An 18,352-nucleotide genomic window follows, 5' to 3' on the forward strand; every position below is an offset into this window, starting at 1 on the left:
ATAATGACCAGCGAAATAAAAATTATGCCTAACTTTGACGTCGGATACAGACCAATTCAAACAAAAATATATGGGAAAACATAATTTTGTAACGATTGCTGATTTGAATAAGGAACAGATTCTGTATCTCATTCAAATGGCAAGAGAATTCGAGCACCACCCCAACCGTGAATTGTTGAAAGGTAAAGTCGTCGCAACTTTGTTTTATGAGCCTTCCACTCGGACACGACTCAGCTTTGAGACGGCGGCCAATCGCCTGGGGGCAAGAGTAATTGGCTTTTCCGATGCAAAGGCGTCGAGTGTTTCCAAGGGAGAAACACTGAAAGACACCATCTTGATGGTCAGCAATTATGCGGATGTCATCGCAATGCGACATTATATAGAAGGTGCTGCGCAGTATGCCAGCGAAGTCGCGCCCATCCCTATCATCAATGCCGGTGACGGCGCGCACATGCACCCCTCACAATGTCTGCTGGACCTTTATTCCATCTACAAGACACAAGGCACACTTGAAAACCTCAACATCTATCTTGTCGGCGATCTCAAATACGGCCGAACCGTCCATTCCTTAATAACCGCCATGCGGCATTTCAATCCCACCTTTCATTTCATCGCTCCCAAGGAACTGGCCATGCCGAACGAATACAAATTGTATTGCAAGGAGCACGGCATTACGTTCCAGGAGCACACGGCTTTCAATGAAAAGATCATCGCCGACGCAGACATCTTGTATATGACCCGCGTACAGAAAGAGCGTTTCAGCGACTTGATGGAATACGAACGGGTGAAGAACGTGTACATACTGAAGCGCGACATGCTGGGATTGGCCCGGCCCAATATGAAAATCATGCACCCACTCCCACGTGTTAACGAAATTGCGTATGACGTGGACAACGACCCACACGCCTATTACATCCAACAGGCGCAGAACGGCTTGTACGCAAGGGAAGCCATCTTCTGCCACACGCTCGGAATAACACTCGATGACATTAAGAACGACACAACCATTATTGAGTAATCATGGAAAATAAAAAGGAAAGGCTTGTGGCCGCCATCGAAAACGGAACCGTAATCGACCACATCCCCGCGGAAAAGACATACCAGGTGACGGCCCTGCTGGGGCTTGACAGACTGACAACGCCCGTCACGATCGGCAATTACTATCTATCCAAAAAGCTGGGTAAGAAGGGAATCATCAAAGTCAGCGACAAATACTTCACCACGGAAGAGATTTCCAGACTGTCCGTGGTGGCTCCCAAAATCGTGCTGAACATCATCAAGGGATACGAAGTCGTCGAAAAGAAAACGGTGGAAACGCCCGACGAACTTCGGGGAATCGTCAAATGCAACAACCCCAAGTGCATTACCAACAACGAACCCATGCAAACGGTTTTCAATGTCGTGGACAAGGTCAATGGAATCCTGAAATGCCATTACTGCGACAAGGAACAGGAGATGGGTAAAGTCGAACTTTGCTAACAAGAATCATTCTTATATTTTCTAACCATTAAAGTACCGGTAAAATGAAAAGAGACCAAGAAATCTTCGATCTCATTGAGAAAGAACATCAGCGTCAGTTGAAAGGCATGGAGCTTATCGCTTCTGAAAATTTCGTAAGTGATGAAGTCATGGAGGCCATGGGCTCCTATCTCACGAACAAATATGCTGAAGGATATCCCGGCAAACGCTACTATGGCGGCTGCCAGGTTGTCGATGAGGTGGAAACTTTGGCCATCGAGCGGGTGAAGAAACTGTTCGGAGCGGAATATGCCAACGTGCAGCCACATTCGGGGGCACAGGCCAACCAAGCCGTCCTGCTGGCCGTGCTGAAGCCCGGCGAAACGTTCATGGGGCTGGACTTGGACCAAGGCGGCCACTTGTCGCATGGCAGCGAGGTGAATACTTCCGGAATATTATACAATCATGTAGGCTATACGCTCAACAGAGAGACGGGGCGGGTGGACTATGACGAAATGGAAAAACTCGCACGGGAACACCGACCGAAACTCATTATCGGTGGCGGTTCGGCCTACAGCCGTGAATGGGACTATGCGAGAATGCGCAAAATCGCCGACGAAGTGGGAGCCTTGCTGATGATCGACATGGCCCACCCCGCAGGATTGATTGCGGCCGGTCTGCTCGACAATCCGCTGAAATACGCCCATGTCGTGACGACAACCACCCACAAGACGTTGCGCGGCCCGCGCGGTGGCGTGATTCTCATGGGCAAAGACTTCGACAACCCGTGGGGATATGTGACGAAAAAGGGCGTCGTCAAGAAAATGAGCATGCTCCTCAACTCGGCTGTATTCCCTGGCAACCAAGGTGGCCCGCTTGAGCATGTCATCGCCGCCAAAGCCGTCGCCTTTGGAGAGAACTTGACTCCTTCGTGGGTAGAATACGCGACACAGGTGAAGACCAACGCCGCCGTTCTGGCCGACGCGCTCATCGACCACGGCTTCAGCATTGTCAGTGGCGGCACGGACAACCATTCCATGTTGCTGGACTTGCGACAGAAATATCCCGACCTGACCGGAAAGGTGGCTGAAAACGCCCTCGTCGCCGCAGACATCACCGTGAACAAGAACAAGGTTCCCTACGACGAGCGGTCGGCTTTCCAGACTTCAGGCATTCGACTCGGCACCGCTGCCATGACAACGCGCGGCGCCAAGGAAGACATGATGCGACTGATAGCTGATTTGATAGACGAAGTGTTGGCCGATCCTGAGAACGAGCAGGTCATCTCCAAGGTTCGCCAGAAGGTGAACGACACGATGAAGGCCTATCCGTTGTTTGCCTACTAATCTTTTGCAAGACCATACTTCAAAAGCAGCTTATGCAGACCTTCATCATCGCCGTCATTCTATTGCTTTGCCTTTTGTATGTGGGCTATCGGACAAGAGAAGCCATCAAGCATGCAAATGACAAGTGCCATGGGTGCTCGGGCTGTGCCTTGAAGGATTTGAAAGACCTGAAAAACTGCAAAAAGAAGTAGCCGGCAGACGGTCAGCAACCATCTGCCATCATAAAAAGCCATATCATTACGCAACGTAACGATATGGCTTTTTTCCATCCATTTGGCGACTGCTGTTCCCCGATAGGTGTTTTTTATCGAAAAGCATGCCGTTATGCCGTTTGTTTTTATCTCCCGACAGCCTTGCCGGACTGGTTTTGCGCAATTTTGCGTAGCTTTTTTTGCCTTCAACACCATTTTGCGCAATTTTGCGTAGCCTCTTGATTTGCATTTTTCTTGCTTTTGGTGTAAGTTTGCATCCAATTCTTCGTACAATCAGACATCTCATAAACAGACAGAGATAGGATGAAGTACGAACAATTGCTTTCGCGTCTGCATCGGCAACGGCAAGAAGATTGCGCATCGACGTGCATGGCAACGACATCAAACAACCATTAAAATTATAAAAGGATTCTTTGATGACGACGATGATGAAAGCGTGTGAGACGATTAACCGTCGGGCTACAGGCACCATCAACCGCTTCTGTTGAATCCACTTATAAAAAGGTATTCAGTAAATGTAAAATGTTTATGTAGAAAAGCTTCGTGAGAAGCCGAACTTGACGGGAGGGCCAAAGCGTTGGCCCTCCTTTATTTTCATGGAGCCGCATAGCATCCGTATGGACAGCATTCGCCCCAAACCAGTCATAGGGGCTTCCCCGCGCCGTGGGGCGGCGAGAAAGCCTGACGACCAATCTGGGGTTGTTCTGTCGCGGGCCCACAGACCTACTACAGAACAGCAATCAATGGGCGGCTATCCAATTGACAATCCACTCTCCCACCTCTTTCGTTCCGTAAGTCTCGCCGCCTTCCACCTGGATTTCCGGCGTTCTGACATTCGTCCGCAGGCTGGCCTCCACAGCTTCCCTGACGAGTGCCCCCTCGACGGTCAGGCCGAAATGCTCCAACAGCATGGCCGCGGAAAGTATCTGGGCCACGGGATTGGCCACATTCTTCCCGGCTGCCTGCGGCCACGAGCCGTGTACAGGTTCGAACAAAGGCGTGTGCTCGCCCAAGGAGGACGACGGTTGCAGGCCCATGGAGCCGGTGATGCACGACGTTTCGTCCGTCAGGATGTCGCCGAAGGTGTTTTCCGTGACGATGACATCGAAGAAGCGCGGCTCTGTCAGCACCCGCATGGCCGCGTTGTCGATGAACATATAATCCGTGGTCACATCCGGATAGCGCGGCTCCATCTCCTTGGCTATCTGGCGCCACAGGCGCGAACTGGCCAGCACGTTCGCCTTGTCCACGACCGTGAGGTGCTTCTTCCTTTTCCTGGCGCACTCGAACGCGACCTTGAGAATGCGCTCTATCTCCGGGCGGGTGTAGATGTCCGTATCATAGGCCTTGTCGTTGTCTTGGTATTTTTCGCCAAAATACATCCCACCCGTCAGTTCGCGAATCACGATGAAGTCGGCGCCTTTCAGCAGTTCCTCCTTGAGCGGACTCTTGTGGAGCAGACTTTCGAATGTCGCCACAGGCCTGATGTTGGCGAAAAGGCCCAACTTCTTGCGCATGGCCAAGAGTCCCTGCTCCGGTCTGACTTTGGCCGTCGGGTCGTTGTCGAACTCCGGGTCGCCGACGGCCGCAAACAACACGGCGTCAGCCTCCATGCACACTTGGAAAGTCTGCTCGGGGAAAGGGTCTCCCACAGTCCTGATGGCGTGAGCGCCACAAATGGCTTCGCGATAAGTGAATCGGTGGTTGTACTTTTCAGCCACCGCACTGAGGACATTCAGTCCCTGCTTCATGATCTCCGGTCCGATACCGTCACCAGATAAGACGGCGATTTTCAATTCCATATCATCCAATCATTGTGATTGCGCCCGCCGAACCCAAGCCCGAAGCCCCACATGCCTCCATTTTCCAGCATGCACAGAAGCACAGGTCTGCGCCTGCTCTGCAACACTCACCTACAGCCGACCAAAAGAGGCTTTTTCGAGACCTCATCAGGCCGCGGTTACACTGTAAACAGGCCATGATTACATTGTAAACAGGCTGCGGTTACACCGTAAACAGGCTCCGGTTATCCGATAACCGGCACGTGATAATATCATTACCGCACATCGATTATAGTCCATTAAAACGTGAACACCGGCCTTGTTTTCAACAGGGGAGCAATCATTTGGTTACTATTTTGTATTTAAACATTTCTCAAGTTTGGTGGGAGACTGTCGTTTTCGACCTGGTTCAACATCTTGAACGTGGCCTTGATTGCGGCCTCCGTCTGGTCTGCGTCCAGGCCTCTGGTTCGCCAAATCCTATTTCCGTCACGCCAGGTGATGATTGTTTGGACGAGCGCGTCCGTCCGTCCGCCGGGCGGAATGCTGACAGCATAGTTGTCCAAGAGCGGAAACTCCTTGTTCAGCTTCTCACGATAGATCTTGCGGAGCGCCTTCACGAAGGCGTCATACTGGCCATCGCCGGTGGAATCGGCTTCATACTCCACGCCTCGGATGTTGACCTTGATACTGGCAAGGGGCTTCAGTCCATACGACGTGAGGACCATGTAGCTGACCAACTTCACCTTGTCTTCCAGGATGTTGTGCTTCAGCACGTCGTTGACGATGTAGGGCAAGTCCTCCTGCGTGACCAGTTCCTTCTTGTCTCCCAGCTCCGTGATACGCTTGGTGACGGCCTTGGTCTGCTCTGAAGTCAATTCCAAGCCAAGGTCTTCCAGGTTCTTGACGATGTTCGCCTTGCCCGAATTTTTGCCCAAAGCATATTCCCGGTGCCTTCCAAAACGCTCCGGCAACAGTCTGTTGCAATATAGATTGTCCTTGTTGTCGCCATCCGCGTGAACCCCCGCAACCTGGGTGAACACATAGTCCCCCACAACGGGCGTGTTGGGCGCGACGGGGATTCCGCTATAGCCCTCCACAAGATGGCTGATTTCGTTCAGCCTGTCCTCATGGATGTTTGTGACCGCATGGTACATGTCTTTCAGAATGACCTGGACGGACGCCAACGGAGCGTTGCCACACCGCTCGCCCAAGCCATTGACGGTGACATGGATTCCCTTGACGCCGCACAAGACCGCCGCAAGCGAATTGCTGACGGCCAGGTCGTAATCGTTGTGGGCATGGAAATCGAAATGGGTGTCGGGATAGCGCTTGATCATTTTCCTCAGAAACTCGACACATTGCAGCGGATGCAATATGCCCAATGTGTCGGGAAGCAGGAACCTTCGGATTCCGGCATTCGCCAGATGGTCCATCATGTAATATACATATTCCGGTGAATCCTGCATGCCCGAAGACCAATCCTCCAAATACAGATTGACCGTCATCCCCCGGGAGCGTGCATATTCCACCTCTTCCAAGATGTCGGCGACATGCTCGTCCGCAGTTTTGTGCAGCTGCTGCGTGCAATGCTTCAACGACCCTTTGGCCAAAAGGTTGACCACCTTGCACCCACATTCATGAATCCAGTCGACAGATTGATGGCCGTCGACGAACCCGAGCACTTCCACCCGTTCGAGAATGCCACGCGATGCGGCGTATCGGCAAATCATCTTCACCGCGTCCTTCTCACCGGCGGACACCCGTGCGGAAGCCACTTCCACTCTGTCTACGTTCACGTCGGACAGGAGTTTGCGGGCGATCACCAGCTTCTCATGCGGCAAGAAGGACACTCCGCTCGTCTGTTCTCCGTCACGGAGGGTGCTGTCCATGATCTCTACTACGACCTTCTCTTCTCCCATGCGACTACCTTCTCTTTGTTTTCCACCAAGAAATCGACGTCGTCCAGGCCATTCATCAGGCAGTGTTTCTTGTAGGAATTGATTTCAAAATGTTCACTCTCACCCGTCGCCAGATTGGTGATGGTCTGATTGGGCAAGTCCACTTTGACCTGCGTTTGATGGTCGTTCTCAATGCTCTCGAACAGCTTCTGAAGGAACGGTTCGGTCACGACGACGGGCAAAACGAAATTGTTCAATTCGTTGTTCTTGTGTATGTCGGCGAAGAAAGAGCTGACAACCACCCTGAAACCGGCACCGGCAATGGCCCATGCAGCATGCTCGCGGGACGAGCCCGAGCCGAAGTTCTTTCCCGCAACCAGTATGACGCCCGAATAGGAGGGGTCGTTCATCACGAAACTCTTGTTCGGCTTTCCATCCGCGTCATACCGCCAATCCCGAAACAGGTTGTCTCCCATCCCCTTCTTGTCGGTTGCCTTCAGGAAGCGGGCCGGTATGATCTGGTCGGTGTCGATGTTCTCGAAAGGTAGTGGAACACATGTGGAGACTATGATGTCAAATTTTTGTTTCATTGTTTCAATATTATAAAGTTCGTGGATCCGTGATTCTGCCCGTCAGGGCACAGGCTGCCGCCACCAATGGGCTGGCTAGTATCGTTCTCGCGCCAGGCCCTTGCCGTCCCTCGAAGTTTCTGTTGCTGGTCGAAACGGCATACTTGCCCGCCGGAATCTTGTCGTCGTTCATGGCAAGGCAGGCCGAACAACCCGGCTGGCGAATCTCGAAGCCGGCATCGGCCAAGACTTTGTCCAGCCCTTCCTCGTGAATCTGCTCCTGGACTTTCCATGAGCCTGGAACCAACCACGCCGTCACGCCGGCAGCTTTCTTCTTGCCGCTTACGACAGAGGCAAAAGCCCTGAAGTCTTCTATGCGGCCGTTGGTGCAGGCTCCCAAGAAAACATAGTCCACAGGATGGCCCAAGAGACATTGCCCCGGTTCGAACCCCATATACTGAAGGCTCTTGAGAAAACTGTCGCGCCCCGTCTCGGCGACCTCATCGACCGCCGGTATGCTTTCCGTTATTCCGATTCCCATGCCGGGATTCGTTCCATAAGTGATTCTCGGCTCGATGTCTTCAGACTTGAAATGCAACTCCTTGTCGAACACCGCGTCGTCATCGCTCCACAATGTTTTCCAATAGGCCATCGCCTTGTCCCACGCCTCGCCCACAGGAGCATACTCGCGACCTTTGAGATATTCGAAAGTCGTCTCGTCAGGAGCGACGAAGCCTCCCCTTGCTCCCATTTCTATGCTGAGGTTGCACAAGGTCAGACGGCCTTCCATGGACAGATGGCGCACCACTTCGCCCGCATATTCGATGAAATAGCCGGTCGCCCCGCTGGTGGTCAGCTGGCTCATCAGATATAAAGCCACGTCTTTCGCCGTCATGCCTGCGGCCAATTCCCCATCTATGTTGATGCGCATGGACTTGGGCTTGGACTGTAGAATGCACTGCGAGGCCAGCACCATCTCCACTTCCGACGTCCCTATGCCGAAGGCGATGGCACCCACCGCGCCATGGGTGGACGTGTGGGAGTCGCCACACACGATGGTCATCCCTGGCAACGACAACCCCTTCTCCGGTCCGACGACATGGATGATTCCATTGTCTTTGGAGTTCATCTTGAACTCCGTAAGCCCAAACTGACGGCAGTTGGCGCTCAGCGTTTCCACCTGCTTTCTTCCGACCGAGTCTTCAATCGGCTTGTCTTGGTCATGGGTTGGAATGTTGTGGTCGGGCATGCAGAAGACCTGATTGGGCCGGAAGACCGGCAAATTGCGCTCCCTCAGCCCGTTGAAAGCCTGGGGTGAGGTCACTTCATGGCAATACAACCGGTCTATATATAGCTGGGTAGGCCCGTCTTCAACGACTTGGACAACATGCTCGTCCCAGATTTTGTCAAATAAGGTGTTCATGATTACAGAATGATAATATAGTAAATTACAATTTGAATTTGTTTATACAGTCGATGTATGCCTCGACAGAAGCCGTTACAATATCCGTATTGGCGCCGAAGCCGTAATAGACATGCCCGTCATATTCCACCTGCATGTGGACTTTGCCCACATCGTCAGAACCTTTGTCAATCGCTTGTATCGTAAATTCCTTCAAGACCATCTCCTTGCGGATGATGCGCTTCAACGCTTTTATGGCCGCATCCACCGGACCGTTGCCCGAAGAAGCCTCTTCAAACATCTGTCCGCTGATATTCAGCCCTATGCTCGCTACGCTCTTGACGCCCTTGCCGGTGGTCACTTGCAGGTAATCGAGCTTGACATTGCGCGTTTCTGCGCAATCCGCTCCCGCCAAAACCAAGATGTCCGCGTCCGAAACTTCTTTTTTCTTATCCGCCAACTCCAGGAACTTCTTGTAGAGACTGTCCAACTTGTCTTCGTCATCCACGTCAATGCCGTTCACATGCAGCCTGTATTTAAGGGCAGCACGCCCCGACCTGGCTGTCAGCACGATGGAATTGTCGTCCAGTCCGACGTCTTTGGGATTGATGATTTCGTAGGTTTGCACATTCTTCAGCACCCCGTCCTGGTGGATTCCGCTGGAATGGGCGAACGCGTTTCTGCCGACGATGGCCTTGTTGGGCTGGACAGGCATGTTCATCAGGCTCGAAACCATTCGACTGGTGGGGCATATCTTTTCCGTATTGATGTTCGTGTCGATTCCCAGCCCTTTGTGGCACTTCAGAATCATGGCAATCTCTTCCAAGGAAGTGTTGCCTGCCCGCTCGCCAATGCCGTTGACCGTGACCTCCACTTGCCTGGCCCCGTTCAGCACTCCCTGGAAGGTGTTGGCCGTGGCCATTCCCAAATCGTTGTGGCAATGGGTCGAGATGACGGCCCGGTCTATGCCGTCCACATGGTCTTTCAGATACTTGATTTTCGCTCCATATTCTTCCGGCAAACAATAACCGGTCGTATCCGGAATGTTCACGACGGTGGCTCCGGCCTTGATGACGGCCTCTACGATTCGAGTCAGGAAGGCGTTGTCCGTCCGTCCGGCGTCTTCCGCGTAGAACTCCACGTCTTCCACATACTTCTTCGCGTATTTGACAGCTTCCACCGCACGCTCAAGTATTTCTTCCCTTGTCGAGTTGAACTTGTATTTTATATGCGAATCACTTGTACCGATACCCGTATGTATTCTTTTACGCTTTGCGTATTTCAACGCTTCGGCCGCGCAATCTATATCCTTCTGCACTGCCCTGGTCAGCGCGCAGATCGTCGGCCACGTCACAGCCTTGGATATTTCTATCACGGAATTGAAGTCGCCGGGACTGCTTATGGGAAACCCCGCTTCTATCACGTCGACTCCCAACGTCTCAAGCGCCTTGGCTACTTGAATCTTCTCCACCGTGTTCAACTGGCACCCCGGCACTTGTTCCCCGTCTCTCAAGGTCGTGTCGAAAATAAATAATCTTTCATCCATATTTGTATTCTTAAATTCTCTGTTTTAAAACAACGAGTATCCGGACAATGAAAAAGCCTTTCACACTCTCTTGGAAAGTGGAAAGGCTCTTCAATGATAATTGAAATATTCGACATGTACACCTTTACACTCTACCATATATGTAGAAGAATAGAAGATATAATATGTAGAATACTCAGCGTTATCATATAACTTCAATTATAATTCGACTGCAAAGTTATAAATTTACACGAACACAAACAAAATAATCGTAAGTATTTTGTTGTTTTTATTGCAAATCTGCAACATCACGGCAACATATTACTAAAAAGGAACCGTATTGTCGACCATCGGGACGGGTGGAATGTCGAACGGGGCGTCGCTGTTCATCTTGGAACCGATGATTTCACCCTCCGGATTCCCCGCCATTGGAGACATGCTGCTCTCCTCTGGATTCTGGAAACGGGTGAACTCCCCTTTGAAGGTCAACAGAACATCTCCCGTCGCTCCCTTTCTATGCTTGGCGATGATGATTTGGGCCATGCCATGAAGATCGTTTCCACGTTCATCCGTAAATATGTGGTAATACTCCGGCCTATGGACGAACAACACCATGTCCGCATCCTGCTCTATCGCCCCCGACTCGCGCAAGTCCGAAAGCTGCGGACGCTTCCCTTCAAGTCCCTCACGGTTCTCCACCGTTCTGTTCAGCTGCGACAGGGCCAGGATAGGGATGTCCAATTCCTTGGCCAAGCCCTTCAACGACCGCGAAATCGTCGAGACCTCCTCCTGGCGGCTCCCGAACTTCATGCCGTTCGCGTTCATCAGCTGCAAATAGTCTATCATGATGATCTTGACCCCCTTTTCCCTTACCAACCGGCGGGCCTTGGTTCGCAATTCAAACACGGACAATCCCGGGGTGTCATCAACATACAACGGTGCTCCTATCAGTCTTCGCAGGTTCTTATCCAACCTTTCCCACTCGTCAGGGGTCAATTGCCCATTGAGAATCTTGCTTCCCGCAATTTCACAAGTGTTGGAAATCAGACGGTTGACCAACTGCACATTGTTCATTTCCAAGGAAAAAAATGCAATCGGTTCATGATAATCCACCGCTATGTTCTTGGCCACACTCAACGCAAACGAGGTCTTTCCCATGGCCGGGCGTCCGGCTATAATGACCAAATCGCTTTTCTGCCAGCCCGAAGTCTTTTCGTCCAATCCCGTGTAACCGGTAGGAATGCCGGTCATGCCACCTGAATTTTGTGCGGCATTTTGCAATATCTCGACAGCTTGCTGAATGACGGGGTCAATCTGGGTGTAATCCTGCTTCATGTTCCGCTGGGAGATTTCAAACAGGCTTCCCTCCGCTTCCTGCATCAACTCGTCGACATCGACCGTTTCGTCAAAAGCCTTCGTCTCGACTCTGCTGGAGAAACTGATGAGCTGGCGGGCCAGATACTTTTGCGCCAAAATGTGGGCGTGGTATTCGATATGGGCAGAACTCGCAACATGCGAGGACAACTCGACCAGATAAGCCGGGCCACCCACGTCTTCCAACGTTCCGTTTTTTTGAAGCTGATTAATGACCGTGGCCACGTCGACAGGGTTTTCATTCATGTTAAGCGTCCTTATCGCTTCGTATATCTTCTGATTGCGAGGCTCATAGAACGTTTCTGGAACCAGCAGTTCCGAAACGATGGAAAAGGCGTCCTTGTCAATCATCAACGCACCCAGCACAATCCTTTCTATCTCTGGTGCCTGGGGTTGAAGGTGCCCATAGGTCGAATCAATCTTTATCTCACGTTTACTATTTGGTTTTGTATTGTTTTCTGCCATTTCTGCTTTTCTTTTCTGCAAAAATATGAAGAAATAACCGAACATCAAAGTATCGGATGGAAAATAAGCAGGTTATCAAACTCATTGCGGCCTGGCACAACCGCAATTCATCAAAAGATACGGTAGGAAAAAGGGCTGAATCCCTTCCATGGAATTCAGCCCTGACTTCGCTTGTCCCCATAAAGAATTGGCGGACATCCGTTTCCGGCAATAGACTTCGAACAACTATTTCGTGTACCAGGCCACTATTGTCTCATAAAGTTCCTGTTTTCCTGAAGTTTGCTTCGGCTCGCCCTGTTTTTTGGCGTAGTCGACAATCTGCTCCAGTGAAAGTCTCCCCTCTTCAAACTCCTTGCCGATTCCAGAGTCAAAGCTTGCATAGCGACTTTTCAGCATGCCGGGGATTTCACTTTCTGTAAGGATTGCGGCTGCATTTTCCAAGGCACGGGCCATTGCGTCCATTCCACTGATATGAGCGATGAAGATGTCTTCGGGATCCGTAGAGTTTCTTCTCAGCTTGGCGTCAAAATTCGAACCGCCATTGCCTAACCCACCATTGCGGATAACCTGCATCATGGCTTGTGTCAGTTCAAAATTATCAATCGGGAATTGGTCGGTGTCCCATCCGTTCTGTGCATCGCCTCGATTGGCGTCGATGGAACCGAGCATGTTGTTGTCGACGGCGACACAAAGTTCGTGTTCAAACGTATGCCCGGCGAGGGTGGCGTGATTGACTTCGATATTCACCTTGAAATCCTTGTCCAAACCATGCGCCTTCAAGAATCCAATGACAGTCTCCGTATCGACATCATATTGATGCTTCGTCGGCTCCATGGGCTTGGGTTCGATGAGGAATGTTCCTGTGAAGCCTTTTGAACGGGCGTAGTCGCGGGCGGCGGTGAGCATTGTTGCCAAATGTTCCTTTTCCCTTTTCTGGTCAGTATTCAACAAAGACATATAGCCTTCACGGCCACCCCAAAACACATAGTTGGTTCCACCCAATGCGATTGTCGCGTCGATTGCATTCTTTATCTGCACACAAGCCCGTGCAACCACATCGAAATCAGGATTGGTAGCGGCACCGTTCATGTAGCGCTTGTTCCCGAAGACGTTCGCAGTGCCCCACAGTAAGTGTTTTTCAGGGTTTTGCGCGAGTTTTTCCTTCAAATATTCTGTAATCGCTTGCATGCGCGCCTCGTACTCCTCAATCGTAGAAGCCTCATCGACAAGATCTGTATCGTGGAAGCAGAAATAGTCTATTCCAAGCTTCTCCATGATTTCAAATCCTGCGTCGGCTTTATCCTTGGCTCTCTGTATGGCGTCGGAAGCTGCGTCCCACTCGTAGTGCCGTGTCTGTCCACCAAACTGATCGCTCGAAGCCTGCCCCAAGGTATGCCACCAGGCTATTGCAAACTTCAACCAGTCTTTCATTTTCTTGCCAAGAATCTCTTTCTCTGCATCATAATAATGGAATGTCAGTGGATTCTTACTTTCCATGCCCTCAAAAGGTATCTTACCTATTTGAGGAAAAAATTCTTTTGCCATAGTTTGTAATTAAATAGGTTTTAATAATATGTTAATTTTATTGCTTGATAAGCCTTTCCAATATGTCTTTCCATTCAGAATATGCCTCCAGATAGCGTCCGCGCAAAGAGTCGTCAGGGGTGATCTCATCGATTTTCCGCAAAGTGGAGAATGCTTCTTCACAATTCTTATATATCCCGGCACCAACCCCTGCACCTCTGGCTGCTCCAATGCTGCCATCCGTATTGTATAATTCTATGCTGGCACCACTTACACCCACCAACGTACTGCGAAAGAGAGGACTGAGAAACATATTCGCGTCACCTGCATGAATCCGACGTATGTCCATGCCCATCTGTCGCATGACCTCCATACCATAGCAAAAGCTAAAAGCTACGCCCTCCTGGGCTGCCCGCAGCAAATGAGGTAGGCCGTGAACATTGAAATTCAAGCCATGAACAGAACAACCGAGTTCTCTGTTTTGGACAACTCTTTCCGCCCCATTCCCAAAAGGAACGATCTTCAAGCCTTCACTACCGATGGGTGCTTGTTCCGCCTGTTCATTCATCTGGTCGTAACTGAGCGCGGGAACAATGTTTCTATGTACCCATGAGTTGAGAATCCCGGTGCCATTGATACACAACAAGACGCCCAACCTGGTCAAATCCGGCTGATAATTGACATGCGCAAACGTATTGACTCTTCCCTTTTCGTCATAATTGTTCTGGCCCAAAATACCATAAACGACGCCTGAAGTCCCTGCCGTTCCGGCTATTTCTCCCGGATTGAGCACATTAAGGCTCAACGCGTTATTCGGCTGGTCGCCTGCCCTGTAGGAAATGGGCGTGCCCGCTTTCAATCCCAACTCTGCCGCAGCAGCGTCGGACACGACACTTTGTATTGAAAAAGTCGAAACAATATCAGGAATGACGGAGTGAGGAAATCCAAAGTAGTCCATCAAAAAAGTTGCAGGAGCCTTTTCCTTGAAATCCCAAAGCATTCCCTCCGACAACCCGCTGATGGTCGTATTGGCAACACCGCTCAATTTCATGGCAATGTAATCGCCTGGAAGCAATATCTTGTCGATTTTTTCAAAAAGTTCCGGCTCGTTTTCTTTCACCCATTTCAATTTGGATGCCGTAAAATTGCCAGGAGAGTTCAAGAGATGGGCAAGGCATTTTTGAGTCCCAATGTCATGAAAAGCCTGGTCGCCGTATGGCACGGCCCGCGAGTCACACCAGATAATGGAAGGGCGCAAAACATTCTGTTGCTTGTCAACGCATACGAGACCGTGCATTTGATAAGAAATTCCAATGGCCAAAATGTCATTTCCCTTTACTCCAGAGTCGTGCATGACTTGAGCCAACCCCTGTTTTAAGCTTTCCAACCATGTCTGTGGGTCCTGCTCCGCCCATCCCATTTTCGGTGAGATGATTACAGCCTCTGACTTTGGAAAAAACGTAGAGCCTGCAACGGCTCCACTTTCGACGTCGACCAGTGAGGTTTTAACGGAACTGCTACCGATGTCAAACCCTAAAATATAATTATGTGCAGCCATATAGATAGATAGTTGATTAATTAGTTCGTTCGTTTTTTAAGGTATCAATGTCCTTAGAAGAGAGACAATTCTGTGGTTGTCGATTCCTTCGGCGTAGAAGGCTCATCGGTGTCATGCTTGCCGAAAATTATCATCAGCTGTTGCCCGGCATCAATTTCCGCATTAATCTTATAAACGCCCCGCCCTTTTCCATGCACGATGACGGACGTCTTGGATTTGGCGTTGGACTTCAAATACTGCGACACGCTCGAATAGATATCCGTGTACGAAACGCTGCAAAACAAACTGTTCACCGCATTATATACATGCTGAGCAATTTTCTTCACACTCAATCCCTTGTCACCGGCTTCCACCAAGATTTTGATTATCTCGTTCTCGTAAGTCATTATTCATAAAGAAAAAAGAGTCGTAATTCGTTTTGCGAATCACAACTCTTTCCGTAGTTTCTATTAATAAGGGTTAGCTCTTATGCAAGAGCGATAAGTCCATTTTCGTCTTTTACTTTTCCCTCTTTGAAAAGCCATCCTATTCCAAGATAAGCTTCTTCCAAAGTAATGCCAGCCGACTTTGCAATTTCGGCTACGCTCAAAGCCTTTTCTGCCGCAGCGAGAGCTTGGTAGACATCGCCTGCGCGGAAGCCGACGCTCTCCGCATTCACTACAGTTTCAACCTTTTTCGTCGCAGCTTTCTTTGGTGCAGCTTTCTTTGAAGTGGACTTTGTAGCCACAGCCTTCGTTGTTACTTTTTTTTCTGCCATAATTCAGTAATATATTAATCAATCTAATGTTATTAGAATATTCCTCTATTACGGCTACAAAATTACCACATAAATTCTTAAATGTTAGCTTTTTTGTTTAAAAAGTAATGGTTTAAAAGACCGATTGGCACGTTTTAAGCGTTTTCTTGACTTAAATCAACCTTTATTTGTAACTCGTCGAGTTGTTTCTGATCCAATGTTCCTGGTGCATCGAGCATGACGTCGCGCCCATTGTTGTTCTTCGGGAAAGCAATGCAATCACGAATGCTGTCAAGCCCAGCCATAATGCTGACGAAACGATCCAGGCCGAAAGCCAGCCCTGCGTGGGGTGGCGCCCCATATTTAAAAGCATTCATCAGGAAGCCAAATTGCGCTTCGGCACGCTCTTTGGTGAAACCAAGAACCTCAAACATTCGCTCTTGCAACTGCGTGTCGTGGATTCGGAGCGAACCGCCACCGACTTCTATGCCGTTGCATACGAAATCATAGGCTTTAGCCCTGACTTTCTCCGGATGGTCATCCAGCAAGGGGAGGTCATCCATGTTAGGCATGGTGAAGGGATGATGCGTCGCCATCAAGCGGTTTTCCTCTTCGCTCCATTCAAACAACGGAAAGTCGACTATCCAAAGACATTTGAATGTGTTTTTATCACGGAGCCCAAGCCTGTCACCCATTTCCAAACGAAGAGAACAAAGCTGTCCCCTTGTTTTGTTGACATTGTCGCCACTCAAAACCAACACCAAATCGCCGTCCTTCGCATTCATGGCCTGCTTGACAGCCAAGAGGTCGTCCTGCGTATAGAACTTGTCCAAACTACTCTTGACGGTACCGTCGGCATTGTACTTAATATAGACAAGTCCCTTGGCACCAATTTGAGGACGTTTTACGAAATCGGTCAATTCATTGAGTTGCTTTCTGCTGTATTCGGCACATCCGGGGACGCAGATACCGCCAATATACTTGGCTTCATCGAATACAGAGAAAGAGCCACGACCGGCAAAGGTTTCTTTCAATTCGACAAATTCCATGCCGAAACGCAAATCGGGCTTGTCACTTCCGAAGCGTTTCATAGCCTCGACCCATGTCATCTGCTGCAACTTCGGCAATTCCACTCCCCTGATTTCCTTGAAGAGATGTCGTGCCATATCCTCAAACAAGTCAATGACGTCATCCTGGTCAACAAAGCTCATTTCGCAATCGATCTGCGTAAACTCAGGTTGCCTGTCGGCACGCAAGTCCTCATCCCTAAAGCACTTGGCAATCTGGAAGTAACGATCGAAGCCCGCCACCATCAGAAGTTGCTTCAAAGTTTGTGGACTCTGGGGCAAAGCGTAGAATTGACCCGGATTCATTCTGCTGGGCACCACGAAATCACGGGCCCCCTCGGGCGTACTGCCTATAAGAATAGGTGTTTCCACCTCCATGAAGTGACGAGTGTCAAGGAAATTACGTATAAGGATTGTCATGCGATGGCGCAACTCCAGATTCTTTCTTACGGGCGAGCGGCGCAAATCCAGATAACGATACTTCATCCTGATATCGTCGCCACCATCGGAATCGTCTTCTATTGTGAAAGGAGGCGTCAAGCTACTTGAAAGAACAACCAGTTTGTCCACAATAATTTCAATATCACCGGTAGGGAGCTTGGCATTCTTGTTAGACCGTTCGTTCACCTGTCCCGTAACTTGGACGCAAAACTCCCGACCCAATCTATTCGCCTTGTCACAAAGCTCTTTGTCCACCGCTTCATTGAAGACCAATTGCGTAATGCCGTACCTATCGCGTAAATCGACAAAAGTCATGCCCCCCATCTTTCTGGTGCGCTGGACCCACCCTGCCAATGTAACGGTCTTGCCGTTGTCGGAGAGGCGCAACTCACCACAAGTATTCGTTCTATACATTATTCCATTTAAATTGATTTAACGCAAAAGTAATATAAAATTCCCGAACGGTAAAAGAATGCCGTGGAAATAATACAAAATAATGTTAAGCCTTAACAATGCTTTTAAATTAAATATTATCTTTGCAATCAAATACTTACGAGAACATTGTGTAAAATAAATTGAATTGATTATGAAAAAGGTAATTATATTTATTGTCGTTTTTTGCGCATCCATCGTTTATGGTTTTGCCCAGCAGCCACAAGCAGAGATTAAGTTTGACAAACTTGTCATCAACTTGGGAACATTCTCTGAAACCAATCCCGTACAGAAATGCACCTTTACGTTCACAAACGTTGGAACCGCCCCGCTGGTCATCAACCAGGCCATGGCCAGTTGCGGCTGTACAATCCCCTCTTATACAAAGTCACCGATAAAGCCGGGGGAGAAAGGCAAGATTGATGTCACATACAATGGGAAAGGGAAATTCCCCGGACATTTCAAGAAGAGCATTACAATCCGCACGAACGGCGCTACCGAAATGACCAGGATTTATATAGAAGGCACGATGAACGAAGCTGCCAAATAAAGCAAATCCAA

The 18,352-nt window shown here is 49.8% G+C and carries 17 protein-coding genes; 5 read left to right on the plus strand and 12 right to left on the minus strand.

The window, feature by feature from the left end; translation table 11 throughout:
* Positions 1–70: 70 nt before the first annotated feature.
* The 4 genes from pyrB to K334_RS14260 are packed head-to-tail and all read left to right on the plus strand — an operon-like array spanning position 71 to position 2,995.
* Positions 71–1,018 carry an aspartate carbamoyltransferase gene (gene pyrB / locus K334_RS0100280; RefSeq protein WP_025881094.1) on the plus strand — a complete coding sequence of 316 codons (948 nt, stop codon included), beginning with the start codon at positions 71–73 and terminating at the stop codon, positions 1,016–1,018.
* Between the two features lie 2 nt (positions 1,019–1,020).
* On the plus strand, positions 1,021–1,479 hold the full coding sequence (locus K334_RS0100285; protein WP_021590551.1) for an aspartate carbamoyltransferase regulatory subunit: 459 nt from the start codon (positions 1,021–1,023) through the stop codon (positions 1,477–1,479).
* A 44-nt stretch (positions 1,480–1,523) separates the two neighbouring features.
* Positions 1,524–2,804 carry a serine hydroxymethyltransferase gene (gene glyA / locus K334_RS0100290; RefSeq protein ID WP_021590624.1) on the plus strand — a complete coding sequence of 427 codons (1,281 nt, stop codon included), beginning with the start codon at positions 1,524–1,526 and terminating at the stop codon, positions 2,802–2,804.
* 32 nt (positions 2,805–2,836) lie between these two features.
* Entirely contained in the window at positions 2,837–2,995 is a 159-nt protein-coding gene (locus K334_RS14260) for a FeoB-associated Cys-rich membrane protein (protein ID WP_021590580.1), read from the plus strand.
* A gap of 46 nt (positions 2,996–3,041) precedes the next feature.
* Here the strand turns inward: K334_RS14260 and K334_RS0100300 are convergent, their stop codons facing one another.
* The 12 genes from K334_RS0100300 to aspS form a co-directional block, all read right to left on the minus strand.
* The gene (locus K334_RS0100300) at positions 3,042–3,488 is read right to left on the minus strand and encodes a hypothetical protein (protein ID WP_025881091.1); all 447 of its coding nucleotides are present in this window, start codon (positions 3,486–3,488) and stop codon (positions 3,042–3,044) included.
* Positions 3,489–3,756: 268 nt separating this feature from the next.
* Positions 3,757–4,818 carry a 3-isopropylmalate dehydrogenase gene (gene leuB / locus K334_RS0100305; RefSeq protein WP_027444348.1) on the minus strand — a complete coding sequence of 354 codons (1,062 nt, stop codon included), beginning with the start codon at positions 4,816–4,818 and terminating at the stop codon, positions 3,757–3,759.
* Between the two features lie 341 nt (positions 4,819–5,159).
* Positions 5,160–6,719: a hydroxymethylglutaryl-CoA lyase-like TIM-barrel protein gene (locus K334_RS0100310; RefSeq protein WP_027444349.1), complete on the minus strand. Its 1,560-nt coding sequence runs from the start codon at positions 6,717–6,719 to the stop codon at positions 5,160–5,162.
* On the minus strand, positions 6,698–7,288 hold the full coding sequence (gene leuD, locus K334_RS0100315) for a 3-isopropylmalate dehydratase small subunit (protein ID WP_025881089.1): 591 nt from the start codon (positions 7,286–7,288) through the stop codon (positions 6,698–6,700). Before leuD ends, K334_RS0100310 begins: the two co-directional genes overlap by 22 nt.
* Before the next feature lie 10 nt (positions 7,289–7,298).
* Positions 7,299–8,690, minus strand: coding sequence for a 3-isopropylmalate dehydratase large subunit (gene leuC, locus K334_RS0100320; RefSeq protein WP_027444350.1), 1,392 nt, complete (start codon positions 8,688–8,690; stop codon positions 7,299–7,301).
* A gap of 25 nt (positions 8,691–8,715) precedes the next feature.
* Positions 8,716–10,215 (minus strand): 2-isopropylmalate synthase, encoded by a 1,500-nt coding sequence (locus K334_RS0100325; protein ID WP_021590660.1) that lies wholly within the window; start codon positions 10,213–10,215, stop codon positions 8,716–8,718.
* A gap of 303 nt (positions 10,216–10,518) precedes the next feature.
* Positions 10,519–12,033, minus strand: coding sequence for a replicative DNA helicase (dnaB, locus tag K334_RS0100330; RefSeq protein WP_025881087.1), 1,515 nt, complete (start codon positions 12,031–12,033; stop codon positions 10,519–10,521).
* A 225-nt stretch (positions 12,034–12,258) separates the two neighbouring features.
* Entirely contained in the window at positions 12,259–13,578 is a 1,320-nt protein-coding gene (gene xylA / locus K334_RS0100335; protein WP_025881085.1) for a xylose isomerase, read from the minus strand.
* Between the two features lie 37 nt (positions 13,579–13,615).
* Positions 13,616–15,115 carry a xylulokinase gene (locus tag K334_RS0100340; RefSeq protein ID WP_025881083.1) on the minus strand — a complete coding sequence of 500 codons (1,500 nt, stop codon included), beginning with the start codon at positions 15,113–15,115 and terminating at the stop codon, positions 13,616–13,618.
* A 53-nt stretch (positions 15,116–15,168) separates the two neighbouring features.
* The gene (locus K334_RS0100345; RefSeq protein WP_036889695.1) at positions 15,169–15,501 is read right to left on the minus strand and encodes a hypothetical protein; all 333 of its coding nucleotides are present in this window, start codon (positions 15,499–15,501) and stop codon (positions 15,169–15,171) included.
* Between the two features lie 80 nt (positions 15,502–15,581).
* On the minus strand, positions 15,582–15,872 hold the full coding sequence (locus K334_RS0100350; protein WP_021590620.1) for a winged helix-turn-helix domain-containing protein: 291 nt from the start codon (positions 15,870–15,872) through the stop codon (positions 15,582–15,584).
* Between the two features lie 134 nt (positions 15,873–16,006).
* A complete protein-coding gene (gene aspS / locus K334_RS0100355) occupies positions 16,007–17,773 on the minus strand; it encodes an aspartate--tRNA ligase (RefSeq protein WP_027444352.1) in 1,767 nt (588 codons plus the stop codon).
* A 172-nt stretch (positions 17,774–17,945) separates the two neighbouring features.
* Here aspS and K334_RS0100360 point away from each other — a divergent pair, with 172 nt between their 5' ends.
* A complete protein-coding gene (locus K334_RS0100360; RefSeq protein WP_021590600.1) occupies positions 17,946–18,341 on the plus strand; it encodes a DUF1573 domain-containing protein in 396 nt (131 codons plus the stop codon).
* Positions 18,342–18,352: the final 11 nt, after the last annotated feature.

The sequence above is a fragment of the Segatella baroniae DSM 16972 = JCM 13447 genome (genome assembly GCF_000426585.1).
Lineage (GTDB): Bacteria > Bacteroidota > Bacteroidia > Bacteroidales > Bacteroidaceae > Prevotella > Prevotella baroniae.

Bases quoted from the DNA above. Each gene is read 5' to 3' on its own strand.
- K334_RS0100345 (WP_036889695.1), bottom strand. From the start codon at position 15,501: ATGACTTACGAGAACGAGATAATCAAAATCTTGGTGGAAGCCGGTGAC.
- K334_RS0100360 (WP_021590600.1), top strand. From the start codon at position 17,946: ATGAAAAAGGTAATTATATTTATTGTCGTTTTTTGCGCATCCATCGTT.
- K334_RS0100340 (WP_025881083.1), bottom strand. From the start codon at position 15,115: ATGGCTGCACATAATTATATTTTAGGGTTTGACATCGGTAGCAGTTCC.
- K334_RS0100350 (WP_021590620.1), bottom strand. From the start codon at position 15,872: ATGGCAGAAAAAAAAGTAACAACGAAGGCTGTGGCTACAAAGTCCACT.
- pyrB (WP_025881094.1), top strand. From the start codon at position 71: ATGGGAAAACATAATTTTGTAACGATTGCTGATTTGAATAAGGAACAG.
- K334_RS14260 (WP_021590580.1), top strand. From the start codon at position 2,837: ATGCAGACCTTCATCATCGCCGTCATTCTATTGCTTTGCCTTTTGTAT.
- K334_RS0100300 (WP_025881091.1), bottom strand. From the start codon at position 3,488: ATGGTGCCTGTAGCCCGACGGTTAATCGTCTCACACGCTTTCATCATC.
- glyA (WP_021590624.1), top strand. From the start codon at position 1,524: ATGAAAAGAGACCAAGAAATCTTCGATCTCATTGAGAAAGAACATCAG.
- aspS (WP_027444352.1), bottom strand. From the start codon at position 17,773: ATGTATAGAACGAATACTTGTGGTGAGTTGCGCCTCTCCGACAACGGC.
- leuB (WP_027444348.1), bottom strand. From the start codon at position 4,818: ATGGAATTGAAAATCGCCGTCTTATCTGGTGACGGTATCGGACCGGAG.
- K334_RS0100285 (WP_021590551.1), top strand. From the start codon at position 1,021: ATGGAAAATAAAAAGGAAAGGCTTGTGGCCGCCATCGAAAACGGAACC.
- leuC (WP_027444350.1), bottom strand. From the start codon at position 8,690: ATGAACACCTTATTTGACAAAATCTGGGACGAGCATGTTGTCCAAGTC.
- dnaB (WP_025881087.1), bottom strand. From the start codon at position 12,033: ATGGCAGAAAACAATACAAAACCAAATAGTAAACGTGAGATAAAGATT.
- leuD (WP_025881089.1), bottom strand. From the start codon at position 7,288: ATGAAACAAAAATTTGACATCATAGTCTCCACATGTGTTCCACTACCT.
- xylA (WP_025881085.1), bottom strand. From the start codon at position 13,578: ATGGCAAAAGAATTTTTTCCTCAAATAGGTAAGATACCTTTTGAGGGC.
- K334_RS0100325 (WP_021590660.1), bottom strand. From the start codon at position 10,215: ATGGATGAAAGATTATTTATTTTCGACACGACCTTGAGAGACGGGGAA.
- K334_RS0100310 (WP_027444349.1), bottom strand. From the start codon at position 6,719: ATGGGAGAAGAGAAGGTCGTAGTAGAGATCATGGACAGCACCCTCCGT.